Annotated in this window: 12 protein-coding genes; 6 read left to right on the top strand and 6 right to left on the bottom strand. The window is 70.9% G+C overall.

Annotated features, from left to right (window positions below; genetic code table 11):
• Window positions 1-104: 104 nt before the first annotated feature.
• On the bottom strand, window positions 105-2,393 hold the full coding sequence (locus ACFQ6X_RS13265) for a rhamnogalacturonan lyase (protein WP_383180454.1): 2,289 nt from the start codon (window positions 2,391-2,393) through the stop codon (window positions 105-107).
• Between the two features lie 385 nt (window positions 2,394-2,778).
• Between ACFQ6X_RS13265 and ACFQ6X_RS13260 the strand changes: the two genes are divergently transcribed.
• Window positions 2,779-3,966, top strand: coding sequence for a PQQ-binding-like beta-propeller repeat protein (locus tag ACFQ6X_RS13260; RefSeq protein ID WP_383180451.1), 1,188 nt, complete (start codon window positions 2,779-2,781; stop codon window positions 3,964-3,966).
• 502 nt (window positions 3,967-4,468) lie between these two features.
• Window positions 4,469-5,812, top strand: a complete 1,344-nt coding sequence (locus ACFQ6X_RS13255; protein ID WP_383180448.1) for a lipase family protein — start codon at window positions 4,469-4,471, stop codon at window positions 5,810-5,812.
• An 84-nt stretch (window positions 5,813-5,896) separates the two neighbouring features.
• On the opposite strand, the gene ACFQ6X_RS13250 is transcribed toward ACFQ6X_RS13255, so the two are convergent.
• The gene (locus tag ACFQ6X_RS13250) at window positions 5,897-6,295 is read right to left on the bottom strand and encodes a hypothetical protein (protein WP_383180445.1); all 399 of its coding nucleotides are present in this window, start codon (window positions 6,293-6,295) and stop codon (window positions 5,897-5,899) included.
• Window positions 6,296-6,341: 46 nt separating this feature from the next.
• Here ACFQ6X_RS13250 and ACFQ6X_RS13245 point away from each other — a divergent pair, with 46 nt between their 5' ends.
• Window positions 6,342-6,548 carry a hypothetical protein gene (locus tag ACFQ6X_RS13245; RefSeq protein ID WP_383180443.1) on the top strand — a complete coding sequence of 69 codons (207 nt, stop codon included), beginning with the start codon at window positions 6,342-6,344 and terminating at the stop codon, window positions 6,546-6,548.
• Between the two features lie 322 nt (window positions 6,549-6,870).
• On the opposite strand, the gene ACFQ6X_RS13240 is transcribed toward ACFQ6X_RS13245, so the two are convergent.
• Window positions 6,871-7,404, bottom strand: coding sequence for a GNAT family N-acetyltransferase (locus ACFQ6X_RS13240; protein WP_383180440.1), 534 nt, complete (start codon window positions 7,402-7,404; stop codon window positions 6,871-6,873).
• Between ACFQ6X_RS13240 and ACFQ6X_RS13235 the strand changes: the two genes are divergently transcribed.
• Both ACFQ6X_RS13235 and ACFQ6X_RS13230 read left to right on the top strand, forming a co-directional pair.
• On the top strand, window positions 7,403-8,002 hold the full coding sequence (locus tag ACFQ6X_RS13235; RefSeq protein WP_383180437.1) for a helix-turn-helix domain-containing protein: 600 nt from the start codon (window positions 7,403-7,405) through the stop codon (window positions 8,000-8,002). The two genes, ACFQ6X_RS13240 and ACFQ6X_RS13235, sit on opposite strands and share 2 nt — an antisense overlap.
• Before the next feature lie 80 nt (window positions 8,003-8,082).
• The gene (locus ACFQ6X_RS13230) at window positions 8,083-9,369 is read left to right on the top strand and encodes an MFS transporter (protein ID WP_383180434.1); all 1,287 of its coding nucleotides are present in this window, start codon (window positions 8,083-8,085) and stop codon (window positions 9,367-9,369) included.
• A 17-nt stretch (window positions 9,370-9,386) separates the two neighbouring features.
• Here ACFQ6X_RS13230 and ACFQ6X_RS13225 read toward each other — a convergent pair whose 3' ends face one another.
• Window positions 9,387-9,836 carry a hypothetical protein gene (locus ACFQ6X_RS13225; protein WP_383180431.1) on the bottom strand — a complete coding sequence of 150 codons (450 nt, stop codon included), beginning with the start codon at window positions 9,834-9,836 and terminating at the stop codon, window positions 9,387-9,389.
• A 132-nt stretch (window positions 9,837-9,968) separates the two neighbouring features.
• A complete protein-coding gene (locus ACFQ6X_RS13220; protein WP_383180428.1) occupies window positions 9,969-10,316 on the bottom strand; it encodes a hypothetical protein in 348 nt (115 codons plus the stop codon).
• A gap of 88 nt (window positions 10,317-10,404) precedes the next feature.
• Between ACFQ6X_RS13220 and ACFQ6X_RS13215 the strand changes: the two genes are divergently transcribed.
• Window positions 10,405-13,320, top strand: coding sequence for a BTAD domain-containing putative transcriptional regulator (locus ACFQ6X_RS13215; RefSeq protein ID WP_383180426.1), 2,916 nt, complete (start codon window positions 10,405-10,407; stop codon window positions 13,318-13,320).
• A 31-nt stretch (window positions 13,321-13,351) separates the two neighbouring features.
• Here the strand turns inward: ACFQ6X_RS13215 and ACFQ6X_RS13210 are convergent, their stop codons facing one another.
• Entirely contained in the window at window positions 13,352-13,714 is a 363-nt protein-coding gene (locus ACFQ6X_RS13210; protein ID WP_383180423.1) for a DoxX family protein, read from the bottom strand.
• Window positions 13,715-13,809: the final 95 nt, after the last annotated feature.

Below are 13,809 nucleotides of genomic sequence, written 5' to 3'. Positions count from 1 at the left end.
ACTTCTGACTTCAACGGCAGCGGTCACTCACGACCGGGCCGCCTTTTGAGCTGCCGGTCCGTGTGGCTGATCGGCGCAGCGGTTCAGCGCCACGTAACGCCAGTTCAGCGCCGCCGACCCGGGAGCGGGACCTTGGACCAGTCGGTGTCCGAGGCCAGATAGAAGCCCGGGTACGCAGGCTGGTTGTACGCGGTCTGTTGCCGCGCCACCTCGGCGCGGTACTGGGCGTCGTGCATCAGCGTGTACATCTTGTGCCCGGTGACCTCGGTGCTGAGATACATCCGGATCGCCGAGCTGTCCGCCGTGCGCACCAGCATCTCCTCACGCCAGTCGCCGAGTACGTCGGCCACCAGCGAGGGGTTGCCCTTGGTGCCGTTGTTGGTCCTGGTGTCCGTGGCGGTCAGCACGGTGCCGCGCCGCCAGTCGTTCACCGTGGGCGTGGCGTCGCCCGAGCCGTCGACCAGCTGAGTGGTCAGATCGCCTGCCCACCTGATGCTCATATTGGTGCCGGGGGTGATAGTTCCGACCGCTTCGCCGGCCGCGGTCCACAGCCCGGAGCCTTCCGAGCCTCCCGGCATCGAGGCCCAGGTCTCGAGGCCCGGGTGGCTCGGGTCCACATCGCCGACCATTCCGCGCCCGGTGTCCCGGCCGCTGTACGCGCCGTACAGCACCTCGCCGGTCGCGGCGTCGCGCAGCGCGTAGCCGTAAGGCGCCCAGGTGCCGCCCTCGTGCACGGTGTAGATCTCCATGCCGGGGCGGTCGGGGTCGATGTCGGTCACGTGCATCGCGTCGCCGTGGCCGAGGCGTGCGTTCTGGCCGGGGGCCGAGCTCTGGGGCGGCATGGTGTCGAAGGAGCTGTAGAGCAGGCTGCCGTCGTCGTCGATGGTGGCCGAGCCGTAGACGATCTCCTGGCGGCCGTCGCCATCCACGTCGGCGGCGCTGAGGGAGTGGAAGCCCTGGGTGGTGAGGCTGCCGAACTCCGGGTCGGTGCCGTCGACGCCGTGCGGTGAGTCGTTGAACGGGTTGGACATCGGGGCGAAGCCGCTGTCCACGTCCCAGTCCTTGCGCAGGCTGCGGCCGTCCCAGCGGTAGGCGACCATGGTGGTGCGGGTGTAGTAGCCGCGGGCGAACACCGCGGAGGGGTGCCGGCCGTCGAGGTAGGCGACGCCGGACAGGAAGCGGTCGACCCGGTTGCCCGGCTCGATCCGGCTCATGGCGTAGTCGCCCCACATCAGCCCGTCGTCGTGCCGGCCCGGCTCGTAGCGGACGGTGTCCAGTTCGCGGCCTGTGGCGCCGTCGAAGACGGTCAGGTACTCGGGCCCGTCAAGGATGAACCCCTCGAAGGCGCGCAGATTGTTCCTGGTGCTGCGGCTGGGCGCGTAGACATCGATGAAGTAGTCCGCCAGCGCCTCGGCGTCCGCCTGGGAGAGCGGGTAGGCGTAACGGTCCTCGATGCCGAACGCCGACTCCAGGGTGGCGGGCCAGTTACCGGCGGCGACCTCGGGGTGCTGCTGCCAGCCGCGGAACATCCCGACCAGGTGGTCGTAGTAACCGGCCGCGCTCAGGCGGTAGTCGTCGGTGTGCGCGTACCCGGCCCTGACGTCGGCGCGGGGCATGGTGATGTACCGCTCGGAGGCGACGCTGCCGTCCTCGCGGTAACGGATGCTCTTGGTGCCGGGGGCGGTCTTGAACATCATCTCCGAGCGGCCGTCGCCGTCGAAGTCGTAGACCAGGAACTGGGTGTAATGGGCGCCCGCCCGGATGTTGGGTCCCAGGTCGATACGGTTCAGGAGCGTGCCGTCGAGGCGGTAGGTGTCGACGTAGGTACGGCCGGTGTACCCGACCTGGGAGACGTCTTTGGAGTTGGACGGGTCCCACTTGACGACGTACTCGTACTGGCCGTCGCCATCCACATCGCCGACGCTCATGTCGTTGGCGGAGTAGGTGTACGCCTCGCCCGCGGGCGTGACGCCGTCGGCGGGCTTGCGCAGCGGCAGGTCGTAGTACCCGTCGGCCCACGGCGAGACCGGGTCGCTGCGCCGGGCCTCCCGACCGTCGACGATGGCGGCGACGCGGTACTCGGCGTCGGAAGCGCCGTCACGGTCCAGGTAGTTGGTGCTGTCGGTAACGGTCGCTATCGGCCTGCCGTCACGGTAGACGCGGAAGTCGGCGCCGGCCAGGCCGGTGTCGGTGTGCCCGGTGGCCTCCGAGCCGAGCAGCCGCCAGCTCAGGAACACTCCCTCGGCACTGGAGACGGCGACCAACCCCCGGTCCAGCCGCTCCAGTTGCGCGCCCCTTGCCCCCTGCCCGGGCTCGCCTGCCTGCGCGTCCACTCCCATGCCGACGGCCAGCACCCCCGTCAGTAGCGCGGCTGCCCATCTCCGTGTCTTCATCGACAACCTTCTTCCGCCGAGGGGGCGTTGATTCGTTTCATTGAGTCGTTTCAATGCTGGCCAGGCGGACAGTACGAGGGCGCCGGGCACCCGTCAAGACTTCACACCGCGATCGGGCGTCACCACCGCGACCTCACCGTCTCGCGACGCCCCTCCCGGCTGCGACAGTGGCGCCGCAGCGGCGCATGTTCGCGGGCGGGAGCGGTTCAGGCCCCCACGTCGAGCAAGAACCGAATTTGGCGTGATGATGTCCAACTAATCGAAAATAGAAGGCAGTTGAGGCGCCCCTGGAAGACTATGAGGCTTGGAAACGGGCCGCCGAACCTGAGGGATCGCGGCCTTGCGCGCATCGCCACGGCGATGCCGGATGATGAGGGAAATCCGAGTGAACCTTCGAAGAACCATCGCCGTCCTGTTCGGTGCGGCACTGTCGGTCGTCGGGCTCGTGACGCCGGTCGGCGCGCAGCCGGCACAGACCGGAGTCTCGACCACCTACCAGATCAACGCACGTCACGATGGCAGTCTCGTGGACACCGCTGTGGGCGCGCCGCCGCTCAGCCAGAAGTGGTCCCGCGACCTGGGCGGGGACGTCTCCTACCCCGTCGTGGCGGGCGGGCGCGTCTTCGCCACCGCTTCCTCGCCGAACGGGTACGGCACCACCCTCTACGCCGTCGACGCGGCCACAGGCGAGAACGCCTGGGACCCCGTTGACCTCGGTGGCACCTACTGGTGGTCCGCGCTCGCCTACGGGGGCGGCCGGCTCTACGCCCAGAACTATGACGGGGCACTGACGGCGTTCAATCCGGCCACCGGGAAGGAGATCTGGAGCGTCACGCTGCCTGGGCAGCATTCCTTCACCTCTCCGCCCACCTTCGCCGGCGGCGTGGTGTACACGGGTGGCGCCGGCTCGGGCGGCACCTTGTACGCGGTGGACGCGGCCAGCGGTGCGGTTCTCTGGACCCAGCCTGTCGCGAACGGGGACAACAGCTCGCCTGCCGTCACGGCCAACGGGGTCTACGTCTCCTACGCCTGCGAGCAGACGTACGCCTTCGACCCCAAGTCGGGCAACCCGATCTGGCATCACCAGACGGACTGCTCCGGCGGCGGGGGCCGCACCCCTGTTCTCGCCGACGGTGGTGTCTGGGTTCGCGACGATGCCGGGATGACCCCATCGGTCCTCAACGCCGCCGACGGAAAGGTCCGCAGCACGTACGCGGCCACCGGCTGGTCGCCCGCACCGGCCTTCGACGGCCGCCAGGGCTACTTCGTCGATGACGGTGTCCTTCAGGAACGACACAGCCGCACCCTGGCCACGCGCTGGAAGTTCGAGGGCGACGGCCAGCTCAGTACGGCGCCCATCGTCGTCAACGGCTATGTCTACGTCGGCTCCCGAACCGGTCAGCTGTGGGCGCTCAACGGCGCCACCGGCCAGTCCGTCTGGTCCACCGACGTCGGCGCGCCGATCAACGAGCCCGACGAGCACAACGTGTCCCAGCCGCTGACCGGCCTCGGTGCGGGCGGCGGGCTCGTAGTGGTTCCGGCCACCAACCTGCTGGTCGCGTACGGGCAGTGAGCAGTGGGGGCGGCGGCCGGTCCCGGCGCCCGCCCTCCGTGCTCCGGCCACCGCCGGCCGGGGCACGACCTGTGCGCAGCACAGCGTGCGATGCGTGCGATGCGTGCGATGCGTCGTTCTCCGGCCAGGTATCAGCTGGCCCGCTGAAGCGAATCCTGGCGGACGCACCAGGCGAGGGCCCCGGACCGATCACGGTTCGGGGCCCTCGACATCGAGCGCCTGCATCAGCGCCGGTGATCGCTTGCGGCCGGGAAGCCCCCTGGGCCGAGCCGCTCCGGATCCGACTCGCGCCGCTGCCACCCGTCTTGGCGCCTGCGCGTCGCCCGACGGCCGACCAGCCGCCCGGCGGCCACAGGCGGGCGGCCGGACATGTGACCGCGGTCAGCCCCCTCTGGTGCGGGCCTCAAATCTCTGTTGACGCGCCTATGTACAGGCGACGTTTACCACCAGTAACTTACCGCGGAGTAATAACACCCGTCCTGCTGCGCACATCGGGGGAGTCATGAACCGGATCACCGTCGGCCTGCTGGCCACCGCCGCCGTCACCGCCCTCACCGTCGGTACGGCGCCGGCAGCGATGGCCGCACCCACCGCGGGCGAACAGGTGAACGCCACGGCGTCCGACCCGTTCTACCGCTACGACGGCAGCAAGCCGCTGTCCTCGTACAAGCCCGGCGACGTACTGAAGAAGCGCACGCTGGACTACCACATCGTCGGCATCCCGACGCCCGTGAAGGCCATCCAGCTGCTCTACCGCTCGACGGACGCCCAGGGCAGGCCCTCGGCCAACGTGACCACGGTGGTCCGCGGTCACCGCAGCGACGGCAGCAAGGCCGTGTCGTACCAGTCGTTCTACGACTCCCTCGACCCGGAGGACGGGCCCTCCCGGGCCATCGCCGGCGACGTCTCCCTCGGCGGCATCATCGCCAACGTCGAGACCGTCGTTCTGGCGCCGCTGCTCCTCAAGGGCTATGACGTCGTCATCCCGGACACCGAGGGCCAGAGCGCCGACTTCGCGGCCGGACCGGGATACGGGACGAACACGCTCGACTCGATCCGGGCGAGCACGCGCGCCGAGGAGACCGGCCTGAACAGCGCCACTCGGTTCGGCCTGTTCGGCTACTCCGGCGGGGCCATCGCCACCAACTGGGCGGCGGCCCTGGCCCCCGAGTACGCGCCCGAGGTGAACCGGCAGTTGGTCGGCTTCACCGAGGGCGGGCTGCTCGTCGACCCGGCGCACAATCTGAAGTACGTCGACGGCGCACTGGTGTGGAACGGGGTGATCCCGATGGCGGTCATCGGCGTCACCCGCTCGTACGGCATCGACATCAAGCCCTACCTCAGCGAGAAGGGCCTCAAGGTCTACAACGAGCTCGAGTACGGCTCGATCGTCGATGCGCTGGGCCGCTACCCGGGGATGACCTGGAAGGACATGACGAAACCGGAGTACAAGGACCCGAACTCCATCCCTGCGTTCGTCGAGGCGGTCAACAAGATCAATCTCGGTCAGGCCGCCACCCCGACCGTCCCCGGTCTCATCGGGCAGGGGAACGCGGGCGTGCTCGAGGGAACGCTCAACAACCCGGCCAGTATCGGCACGGGTGACGGTGTCATGGTCGCCGGCGACGTGCGGGCGCTGGCCCGGCAGTACTGCGCCACCGGCAACAAGTCGATCAAGTACGAGCAGTACAACCTGCTCAGCCACGTCGGTTCCATGCTGTATTGGGCGCCGCGCGCGATGTCCTGGCTGAACGACCGCTTCGCAGGCAGGACCGCCCCCACCAGCTGCGGCAGGATTCCCGCGGGCAACTCGCTGGAGCCGGAGATCCCGACCGCCGCGAAGTGACCGGCCGGGGCCGCCGCGGCGCGGCCCCAGGGTCCACCGTCCGCGGCCCCCCCGTCCGGCTGCCGGGGTCCGGCAGCCGCGCGGTCAGTCCCGGCGCGTGGTGTGGGGAATGCTGAAGGACGCGGGGCGTACCCGGTGGAGCGGTGCTCCCTCGGGTGCGCCGGTGTCGATCAGGTTCACCATCAACGGGGTGCTTCCGGTCGGCCCCGCATCCAAGGCGCGCAGACGGTACCGCTCGGTTCGCACGGTGTCCCGGGCCAGGGCGAATCCGCCGGCGTACGAGCTGAAGGGCGGGGTGTCGTTGGCGATCCGCAGTTCCTCGCGGCGCCACGTCCCTGTCGTCCGGTCCCACCGCTCCAGCGTGAATCCGTCGTGCGGAGGGCGTTCCGCGGCCGGCGTTCCGTCCACCAGGATCTCCATCTGGAAGACCAGGCGCAGGTGGCTGTACGCACGGCTGTTGCCGTTGCGGAGGGTGAACGTCAACTCTTGGGACGCTCCGCCGCGCACGAGGCCGATTCTTCCGCCGGGCGTGGCCACGGCCGTGGAGAGGTACGTCGGTACGGGGGCAGGGGCGGTGGCGGCTGCGGGCGCCGGACCCGGTGAGGTGGGCGCGCCGTTCCCGCTGGTGGCCGTCTGCCCGGCACTCGGCGAGGGCGCCGAAGGATCGGGGGAGCCGCTTCCCTCCGGAGCCGAGGAGGAAGAGGACGAGGAATCCGGCGTCGACGAGGAACCCTGAACGGCAGCTGCGGGCGCGGCGGGTACGGAGCGGCTTTGCGAGGCGTCCGGATCATCACAGCCGGTGGCCGTGACGACCAGGGCCGCGATGGTCATACCCGTGATGACGCCGCGTCTGAGCTGCATGCCGGTCCCCCTGTGAAATTCGCGCCCTGGAGCTCGCCCTTGAGGTGCGTCGCGAACCTAGCCGGGACAGGCCGCTTCGCAGGAGAGGCAATGGGTAACGATCGGGCTCCAGTGATCGGCTGGGCCCGCCCGGCGGGCGGACAGTCGGACGGCCCTGCGTCGGCGCCGGGGCGAGTGCCGACCACGCCGCCGCCCCGTCAGGATTCGGCAGCCGGGCTCAGGGGCAGCCGCATGATCGTCAGGTCGAGCCAGCGCCCGAACTTGATTCCGGCCTCCCGCACCGTGCCGACATGCTGGAACCCGAACCGTTCGTGCAGCCGGATCGACGCGGTGTTCCCGGCCTCGATATCCGCGATCATGACGCGATGGCCCGCGTCGCGCGCCGAGGCGATGAGAGCGGTCATCAGCGCGGTGCCGACGCCGAGCCCGTGCCGGCCTTCGCGGACGTAGACCGAGTCCTCCACGGTGTGCAGGAATCCGTCGAGTTCCCGCCACTGACCGTAGACGGCGAACCCGGCGACCTCGCCGTCCACTTCGGCGACGACCGCCGAGCCGCGCTCCAGGTGGACGGCGAGCCAGGCGGCGCCTTCGGCGGGAGACTGCGGGGTCTGTGTCCACAGGGCCGTCGAGTGCTCGATCGCATGATTGCGAATGGCGAGGACGGCTTCCGCGTCGCCGGAGTTCGCCGGTCTGACCACCGCCGCCCGCGTCATTTCGTATATTGGATTCATGTCCAACATGATAGACAGCCATCCTCTGGTGGGCCAGATCGCTGCCCGCGTCCGCACCGAACGGGACCGCCGCCGGTGGACCCTCGCCCAGCTCGCGGAAGCCTCCGGCGTCTCCCAGGCCATGATCAGCAGGATCGAGCGCGGCGAGAGCAGCCCCACCGCCGTCGTGCTCGGCAAGCTGTCCGCCGCCTTCCAGCTCAGTGTCTCCTCCCTGCTCGCTCTTGCCGAAGGCACCCCTGACGGGGCAGTGGGCGAAACCGCGGGGCTGCGCCGCGCGGCCGACGCGACCGAGTGGCGCGATCCCACCACCGGATACCGGCGCCGTCAGATCACCGGGCCGCACTTCCCCACGGAGATCGTCGAGATCCGCCTGCCCGCCGATGCCCGCGTGCCGTATCCGGCCGCGGCCTTCGCGTTCGTCCGGCAGGTCGTCTGGGTGCTCGACGGGCGCCTGACCTTCCACGAGGGCGACACGGTGCACGAACTCGGCACGGGCGACACGATCGAACTCGGCGAGCCCGCCCCCTGCGTCTTCGCCAACAACAGCGGCGCCGAGTGCCGTTACGCCGTCGTCCTCACCCGGGACCAACGGCCGTGACCGACGGGATACACCCGGGACTCCCCGGACCAACGGCCGTGACCGACGAGATACACCCGGCACTCCCCGGACCAACAGCCGTGACCGACGAGATACACCCGGCACTCCCCGGACCAACAGCCGTGACCGACGAGATGCACGCGGGACCGACGGCAATGTCCCGCGGGATACGCCGGGGCCGCACGTTCCTTCTCGCCGCGATCGCCGGGACGGCCATCGCGAACAACTACGCCATCCAGCCCGTGCTCACCGACGTCGCCGCCCGGCTCGACGTCCCGCTCTCCGTGATCGGCCTCGTGCCGACCGCCGCACTCATCGGCTGTACGAGCGGATTCGCACTGCTTCTTCCCCTGGCCGACCGCCTCGCCCCCAACCGCCTGATCGCCGGCCAGCTCACCGCTCTGGCCGCCGCCCTCGTCGTGGCCGCGTCCGCCACCGGCGCGGGCGTGCTCCTGGCCGCCTACGTGTTCGTCGGAGCCGCGGCCGGCGTCGCGGCGCAGGCCGGAAGCATCGTCGGCCGCCATGCCCGGCCCGAACGCCGCGCCGCCGCCGTGGCCACCGTTGCCGCCGGAATGTCGGCCGGCATCCTGCTCAGCCGACTGGCCGGAGGCACCCTCGCCGACGTACTCGGATGGCGACAGATGCTGCTCGTCTTCGCTGCCCTCGCCCTGCTCGGCGCGCTCGCCGCCGCCATGCTGCTTCCCTCCGAGCGGCCACCGTTCCGCCACGGGTACCTGGCCGCCCTAGGCTCGCTCCCCCTCCTGCTGCGGCAGCACTCCCACCTGCGCCGGGCCGTGGCCGCCGGCGGCCTGTGGTACTTCGCGTTCAACCTCGTCTGGGTCACTCTCGTCCTCGCCCTCGGCCGGCCTCCCCACTCGCTGCCCCCCACCGCCATCGGGATGTACAGCCTGGCGGGCGTCCTGGGCTTCGGCGTTCTCCCGCTCACCGGGCGGCTCGCCGACCGCTACACCCCCGGCACGGTGATCATCGCGGGCATGCTGGTGGCCGCGGCCGGCACCGTCCTGCTCGCCACGGGCCTGGACACCCCGCCGGTCACCGCGCTCGGACTCGCCCTCTTCGACGCCGGCTGCTTCGCCGCCCAGGCAGCCAACCAGAGCCGTGTCATGGCCGTCGACCCCGACCGCAGCGGCAGTCTCAGCAGCGTCTACCTGGTGCTCTACTTCGTCGTCGGCGCCATCGGTACGGCGCTGGCCGCGCCCCTGCTCGCAGCCATCGGCTGGCAGGGCACATCGCTCATCGCTCTCGCCGCCCTGCTCGCCGCCGCCTTCGTCGCGCACACCGGGATCCGGCGGGCCCCCCGTGAATCGCCAGGTGTGGCCGCGGTCGGTCCGGACCACAGGCCCTGACGCCGACGGCGAGACGCTCACCGGCGGTGGGTCTCCCACCAGCGCTTCAACTCCCCCACCCGACCGTCGAAACGGCGGTCGAGGAAGGACATCGGGGCCGGCAGGGTCAGGCGTTCGCCGGTGACCAGCGAGATGTGCACCCGAGTCACCCCGAAGGTGCGGCGCACGTCGATGCCCGAGACGTCCGCCCAGCGGATGCGGCGCTCCCGTCGGCCGAAGCCCGAGAACGCCACCAGGTGCTCGATGGTGAGCCGTACACCCGTGGAACGGGGCAGGACCAGGGCGCCGAGGACGCCCACGCCGGCCGCGTACGCGCAGTCGCGCAGTTCCGCGGCCGTCATCGGGTCGGCCGTCCACCGCAGGCCCAGGCAGAGCAGACCCGTCGCCACGGCCATCCCCAGGACGAGCGGCACAGCCGTCTGCGCGGTACCGACCCGGAATTCAACGCCTTCTCCCGTGCGCCGCACCCGGCCTCACGCCCTTCCTCGATCACTGCGCCGGCGACCACCCTCTCGCCATTGCCGTCGGCCGGTAAGTGGCTGAAGGGTCACGCTTTCCGCCGCTGACTCGGGTCGCAACTCTGCGCACCGCCCGGTCGTTCAGCCACAGACCGGTTGGGCCGGCACGGGGATGTACCCCGTCGGGCGCTCCGCGCGGAGCACGGCGCGGGCAGCCGCGAGGATCTCCTCGTCCGTCTCCACGCCGGAAGCTGCCAGCACCCGGAGCAGCCGCGTCCGCCACACATCGGGGTCCGTCTCGTACGCGTCCAGCACCCGTACGCCGTAGCCGCCCCCGGCCACTCCCCCGGCTCCGGCTCCGTCCAGCCTCCGGCGGACCGCCTCTCTCAGCCCGGCGTAGAGGTCGTGGACGGTTCCGCGCGCGGATCCCGTGAGTCCGGCCGCCGCCCCTGTCGCGAACGCGGTCGCCACCAACTCCACTTCGGTCACTGGGACTCCCCCTTCAGTTGTGCGGGTTGTGCGATCTCGTACACGCCACCATGGCCGGGGGTGCTGCAATGCTGATGAAATTCCGATGATGTACGGGAGCGGAGGGTTCGCGGTGGACGGGGGAACTCCTCAGGGGCTCCGGATCGACCTGCTCGGGCCGCTCCTGGCCTGGCGGGGCGGAACACCGGTGGACCTGGGGCCGGTCCGGCGCCGGGCCGTACTCGCCGCGCTGGTGCTGCGTGTCGGCACGCGGGTGAGCCATGAGCAGTTGCTCGACGACCTGTGGGACGGGCAGTTGCCGGGGTCCGGCCACAAGGTTCTGCCGAGCCACATCCACCCGCTGCGCAAGGCGCTCGACGTGCCGGGCGCCGGACCGGCGGAATCGGTGATCCGCAGCGGCAAGGGCTGGTACAGCTTCGGCGGCAACGGAGTCCGGCTCGATGTGACCGAGCTGGACGAACGGGCGGGCGTGGCGCGGCAGGCGAAGGTGTCCGGGGACGTGGGCACCGCGATGGACCGGTACTCCGAGGCACTCGCCCTGTTCCGTGGCGAGCCCCTGACGGGCCTGCCGGGACAGCGCGCGCAGGAGGAGCGCCGGCGGCTGCTGGAGCGACGGCTCTCGCTCCGGCTCGAGCGACTCGAGTGCCTGGTGCTGCTCGGCCGGCCCGCCGACGCACTGGACGAACTCGCCGCGCTGTCCACGTCCGATCCTCTCAACGAGTCGGTACTGGCCCTGCGTATGCGCGCCCTGTACGGAAGCGGACGCCAGGCCGAAGCCCTCAACTCGTTCCAGGGCATGCGGGGGCGCCTGCGCGACGAACTCGGCGTCGATCCCGGCGAGGAACTCCGCCGGATGTACGACGCGGTGCTGCACCAGGACGACGAACGCCTCCTCGGTCCGGCCACGGGCCGCTCCGCCGCTCCTGCAGCCCAACCCCCCTTCCACCGCACGGTGAACGACCTGCCGGGCGACGCCGGCCACCTGACCGGGCGGGAGGCGGCGCTGGCGCAGCTGATCGCGCCAGCTCCGCCCGGATCCGTATCGATCATGACGGTGGACGGTACGGCCGGGGTCGGCAAGACCGCCCTCGTCGTACGCGCGGCCCGTGAACTCAGCGACCGGTACCCGGACGGCTGCCTGTTCGTGGACCTGCGTGCGCACAGCACGCAGCGGCGGCAGGCTCCGGAGCGGGCGCTGCAGCGACTGCTGCGCTCGCTCGGCGCGGCAACGGGTGAGCTGCCGAGCGACCTCGAGGAACTCACCGCCGTCTGGCGCGCGACGACCAGCCCGCTGCGACTTCTGCTCGTGCTGGACGACGCCCTGGACGCCGACCAGGTACGGCCGCTGCTGCCCGCGGGAGCGGGCAGCAGGGTGCTGGTGGCCGGCCGGCGGCGGCTGGCCGAACTGGACGCCGACCGCCGGGTCACACTCGAGCCCCTGGAGAGCGGGGACGCGGTGTCCCTGCTCACGCACATCATCGGAGAGGACCGCACGAGCCGGGAGCCGGAGGCGACACAGCAGCTGGTCGGGCTGTGCGACGGGCTGCCGCTGGCACTGCGCATCGCGGGGTCGCGACTGCAGAACCGCGGCACCTGGACGGTGGGGTACCTGGTGAGCCGCATGGCGGGCGACGAGCACCGGCTCGGCGAACTGAGCGTCGGCAACCGCAGTGTGGAGGCCGCCTTCCGCCTGTCGTACGACCAGCTCGTACCCGAGCAGCAGCGCGGGTTCCGCGCCCTGGGCCTTGCTCCGACGGTCGAGTTCGACGTGCTGACGGCGGCGACCATGCTCGACAGCCCGTCGCACGACACCGAGAGCGTCCTGGAAAGCCTCGTCGACACGAGCCTTCTGCAGCACTCACGTCCGGGCCGCTACCGATTGCACGACCTGGTCCGCGTCCACGCCCGACGCCTCGCGGAGGGCGCGCCCGCCGAGGCCGCCGCCGCACGGAGGGCCGCACTCCGCCTCTTCCTGGACGCGGCCAGGATCACCAGCGACTTCGGCCGGGCCGGTTTCCCCACCGGACCCGAGCCCGCCGGCTCACCGTTCAGGAACTGGCAGGACGCGGAGACCTGGCTCGACGCGGCCGGTGGTGAGCTCGCCGATGTCGTCGGACACGCCGCGGCCCTCGGTGAGGCCGACTACGCCTGCTGGATCGCCGAGGCGCTGGTCGACTACTTCGTACGACAGGGCCGCTACCACGAGAGCCAGACGGTCCTGGAGATCGCCCTCGCGCACGCGGACGAGGCCACGGACGAGCGGATGGCCACCGCGCTGCGGAACTGCCTGGGCTACACCGGGGTGTACCAACGCCGGTACCGGCAGGCCCGCATCAGCATCACCGAGGCACTGGACCTCAGCCGGCGCCGCGACGACCCGTTCGAGGAGGCCCGGGCTCTCGCCGCGCTGGGTGCCGTCGACCTGAGCGTGGGAGAGGACGACCGGGCGATTCGCCATCTCACCACGGCGGTGGACCTGGCCCGGCGGCTGGGCAACGACTGGATCGTCTCGATAGCACTCGTCACCCTCGGCCTCGCCCACCAGTTCCGGCGACGCAACGAGGAGGCGCTGGCCTGCTTCGCCGACGCCCACACGCACGCCGAGCGGGGCGGCAGGCCGCGCGTCCTCGGCAGGACCCTGACCTGTGCGGCCGACGTCCACCTCCGCCTCGGCCACTACGGCGAGGCCAAGAGCCGGTTCCGTCAGGCGGTCGAACTGGGTGAGCAGGTCGGGGACATCTTCCTCTGCGCACGCAGCCTGACCCGGCTGGGCACGGCGGAGCGTGGCGAGGGGAACCCGGGCGCGGCCGTAGCCCTCCACCACCAGGCCCTCCTTCAGCACGGGTTGCTGTCCCCGCTCACCGACCCCAGTTACCACTGGCTGGAGATGGACATCCGAAGTCGTCTCGGCCACGCCTACCTGGCGACGGGCCGCGTCCCGGAGGCACGCCGGCAGTTCCAGGCCGTGCTCGACGTGCACGCATCCCGCGCGCCAGGGCACTGAACGTACGCCTGGCGACCGGGACTTCCGCTCCTCACCAGGTCGTGGCGAGCCACGCAGCCGCGCCGGCCAGCACGACGAGGGCGACGTTGAGGCCGGTTTCCCTGACCTCGCCCCGGGACAGGTGCAGGCCCGCTGCCAGCACCTGGAGCACGAGGAGACCGAGCGCGGCCACGATCGCGAGGACGGGCGCGATCCCCGTGAGCGGCGGCAGCACGAGGCCGGCGGCACCCAGGATCTCGACGACGCCGATGCTCCGGACCAGCCGCATCGGGACGGTGTCCACCCAGCCCATCATGGGCGCGAGCTGCTCCTTGCGCTGCACGACCTTCTTGCCGCCCGCGTACAGGTAGAAGACTCCCAGCAGTCCGGCGACGATCCAGTAGGCGATCTCCATCTGCGTCCTCCGTCATGGTTACGACTTGTAAGCAACCACATGATCGGTGACTATGGAAAGCCTTACAAAAGGCACACCGGTGTGCGTTGCGAACA

The sequence above is a fragment of the Streptomyces sp. NPDC056452 genome, assembly GCF_042796085.1.
Lineage (GTDB): Bacteria > Actinomycetota > Actinomycetes > Streptomycetales > Streptomycetaceae > Streptomyces.
Note: the sequence above shows the minus strand (reverse complement) of the source record. Positions and strands in the feature narration are given on the sequence as shown.

Bases quoted from the DNA above. Each gene is read 5' to 3' on its own strand.
- ACFQ6X_RS13265 (WP_383180454.1), bottom strand. From the start codon at position 2,393: ATGAAGACACGGAGATGGGCAGCCGCGCTACTGACGGGGGTGCTGGCC.
- ACFQ6X_RS13255 (WP_383180448.1), top strand. From the start codon at position 4,469: ATGAACCGGATCACCGTCGGCCTGCTGGCCACCGCCGCCGTCACCGCC.
- ACFQ6X_RS13235 (WP_383180437.1), top strand. From the start codon at position 7,403: ATGTCCAACATGATAGACAGCCATCCTCTGGTGGGCCAGATCGCTGCC.
- ACFQ6X_RS13240 (WP_383180440.1), bottom strand. From the start codon at position 7,404: ATGAATCCAATATACGAAATGACGCGGGCGGCGGTGGTCAGACCGGCG.
- ACFQ6X_RS13215 (WP_383180426.1), top strand. From the start codon at position 10,405: ATGTACGGGAGCGGAGGGTTCGCGGTGGACGGGGGAACTCCTCAGGGG.
- ACFQ6X_RS13210 (WP_383180423.1), bottom strand. From the start codon at position 13,714: ATGGAGATCGCCTACTGGATCGTCGCCGGACTGCTGGGAGTCTTCTAC.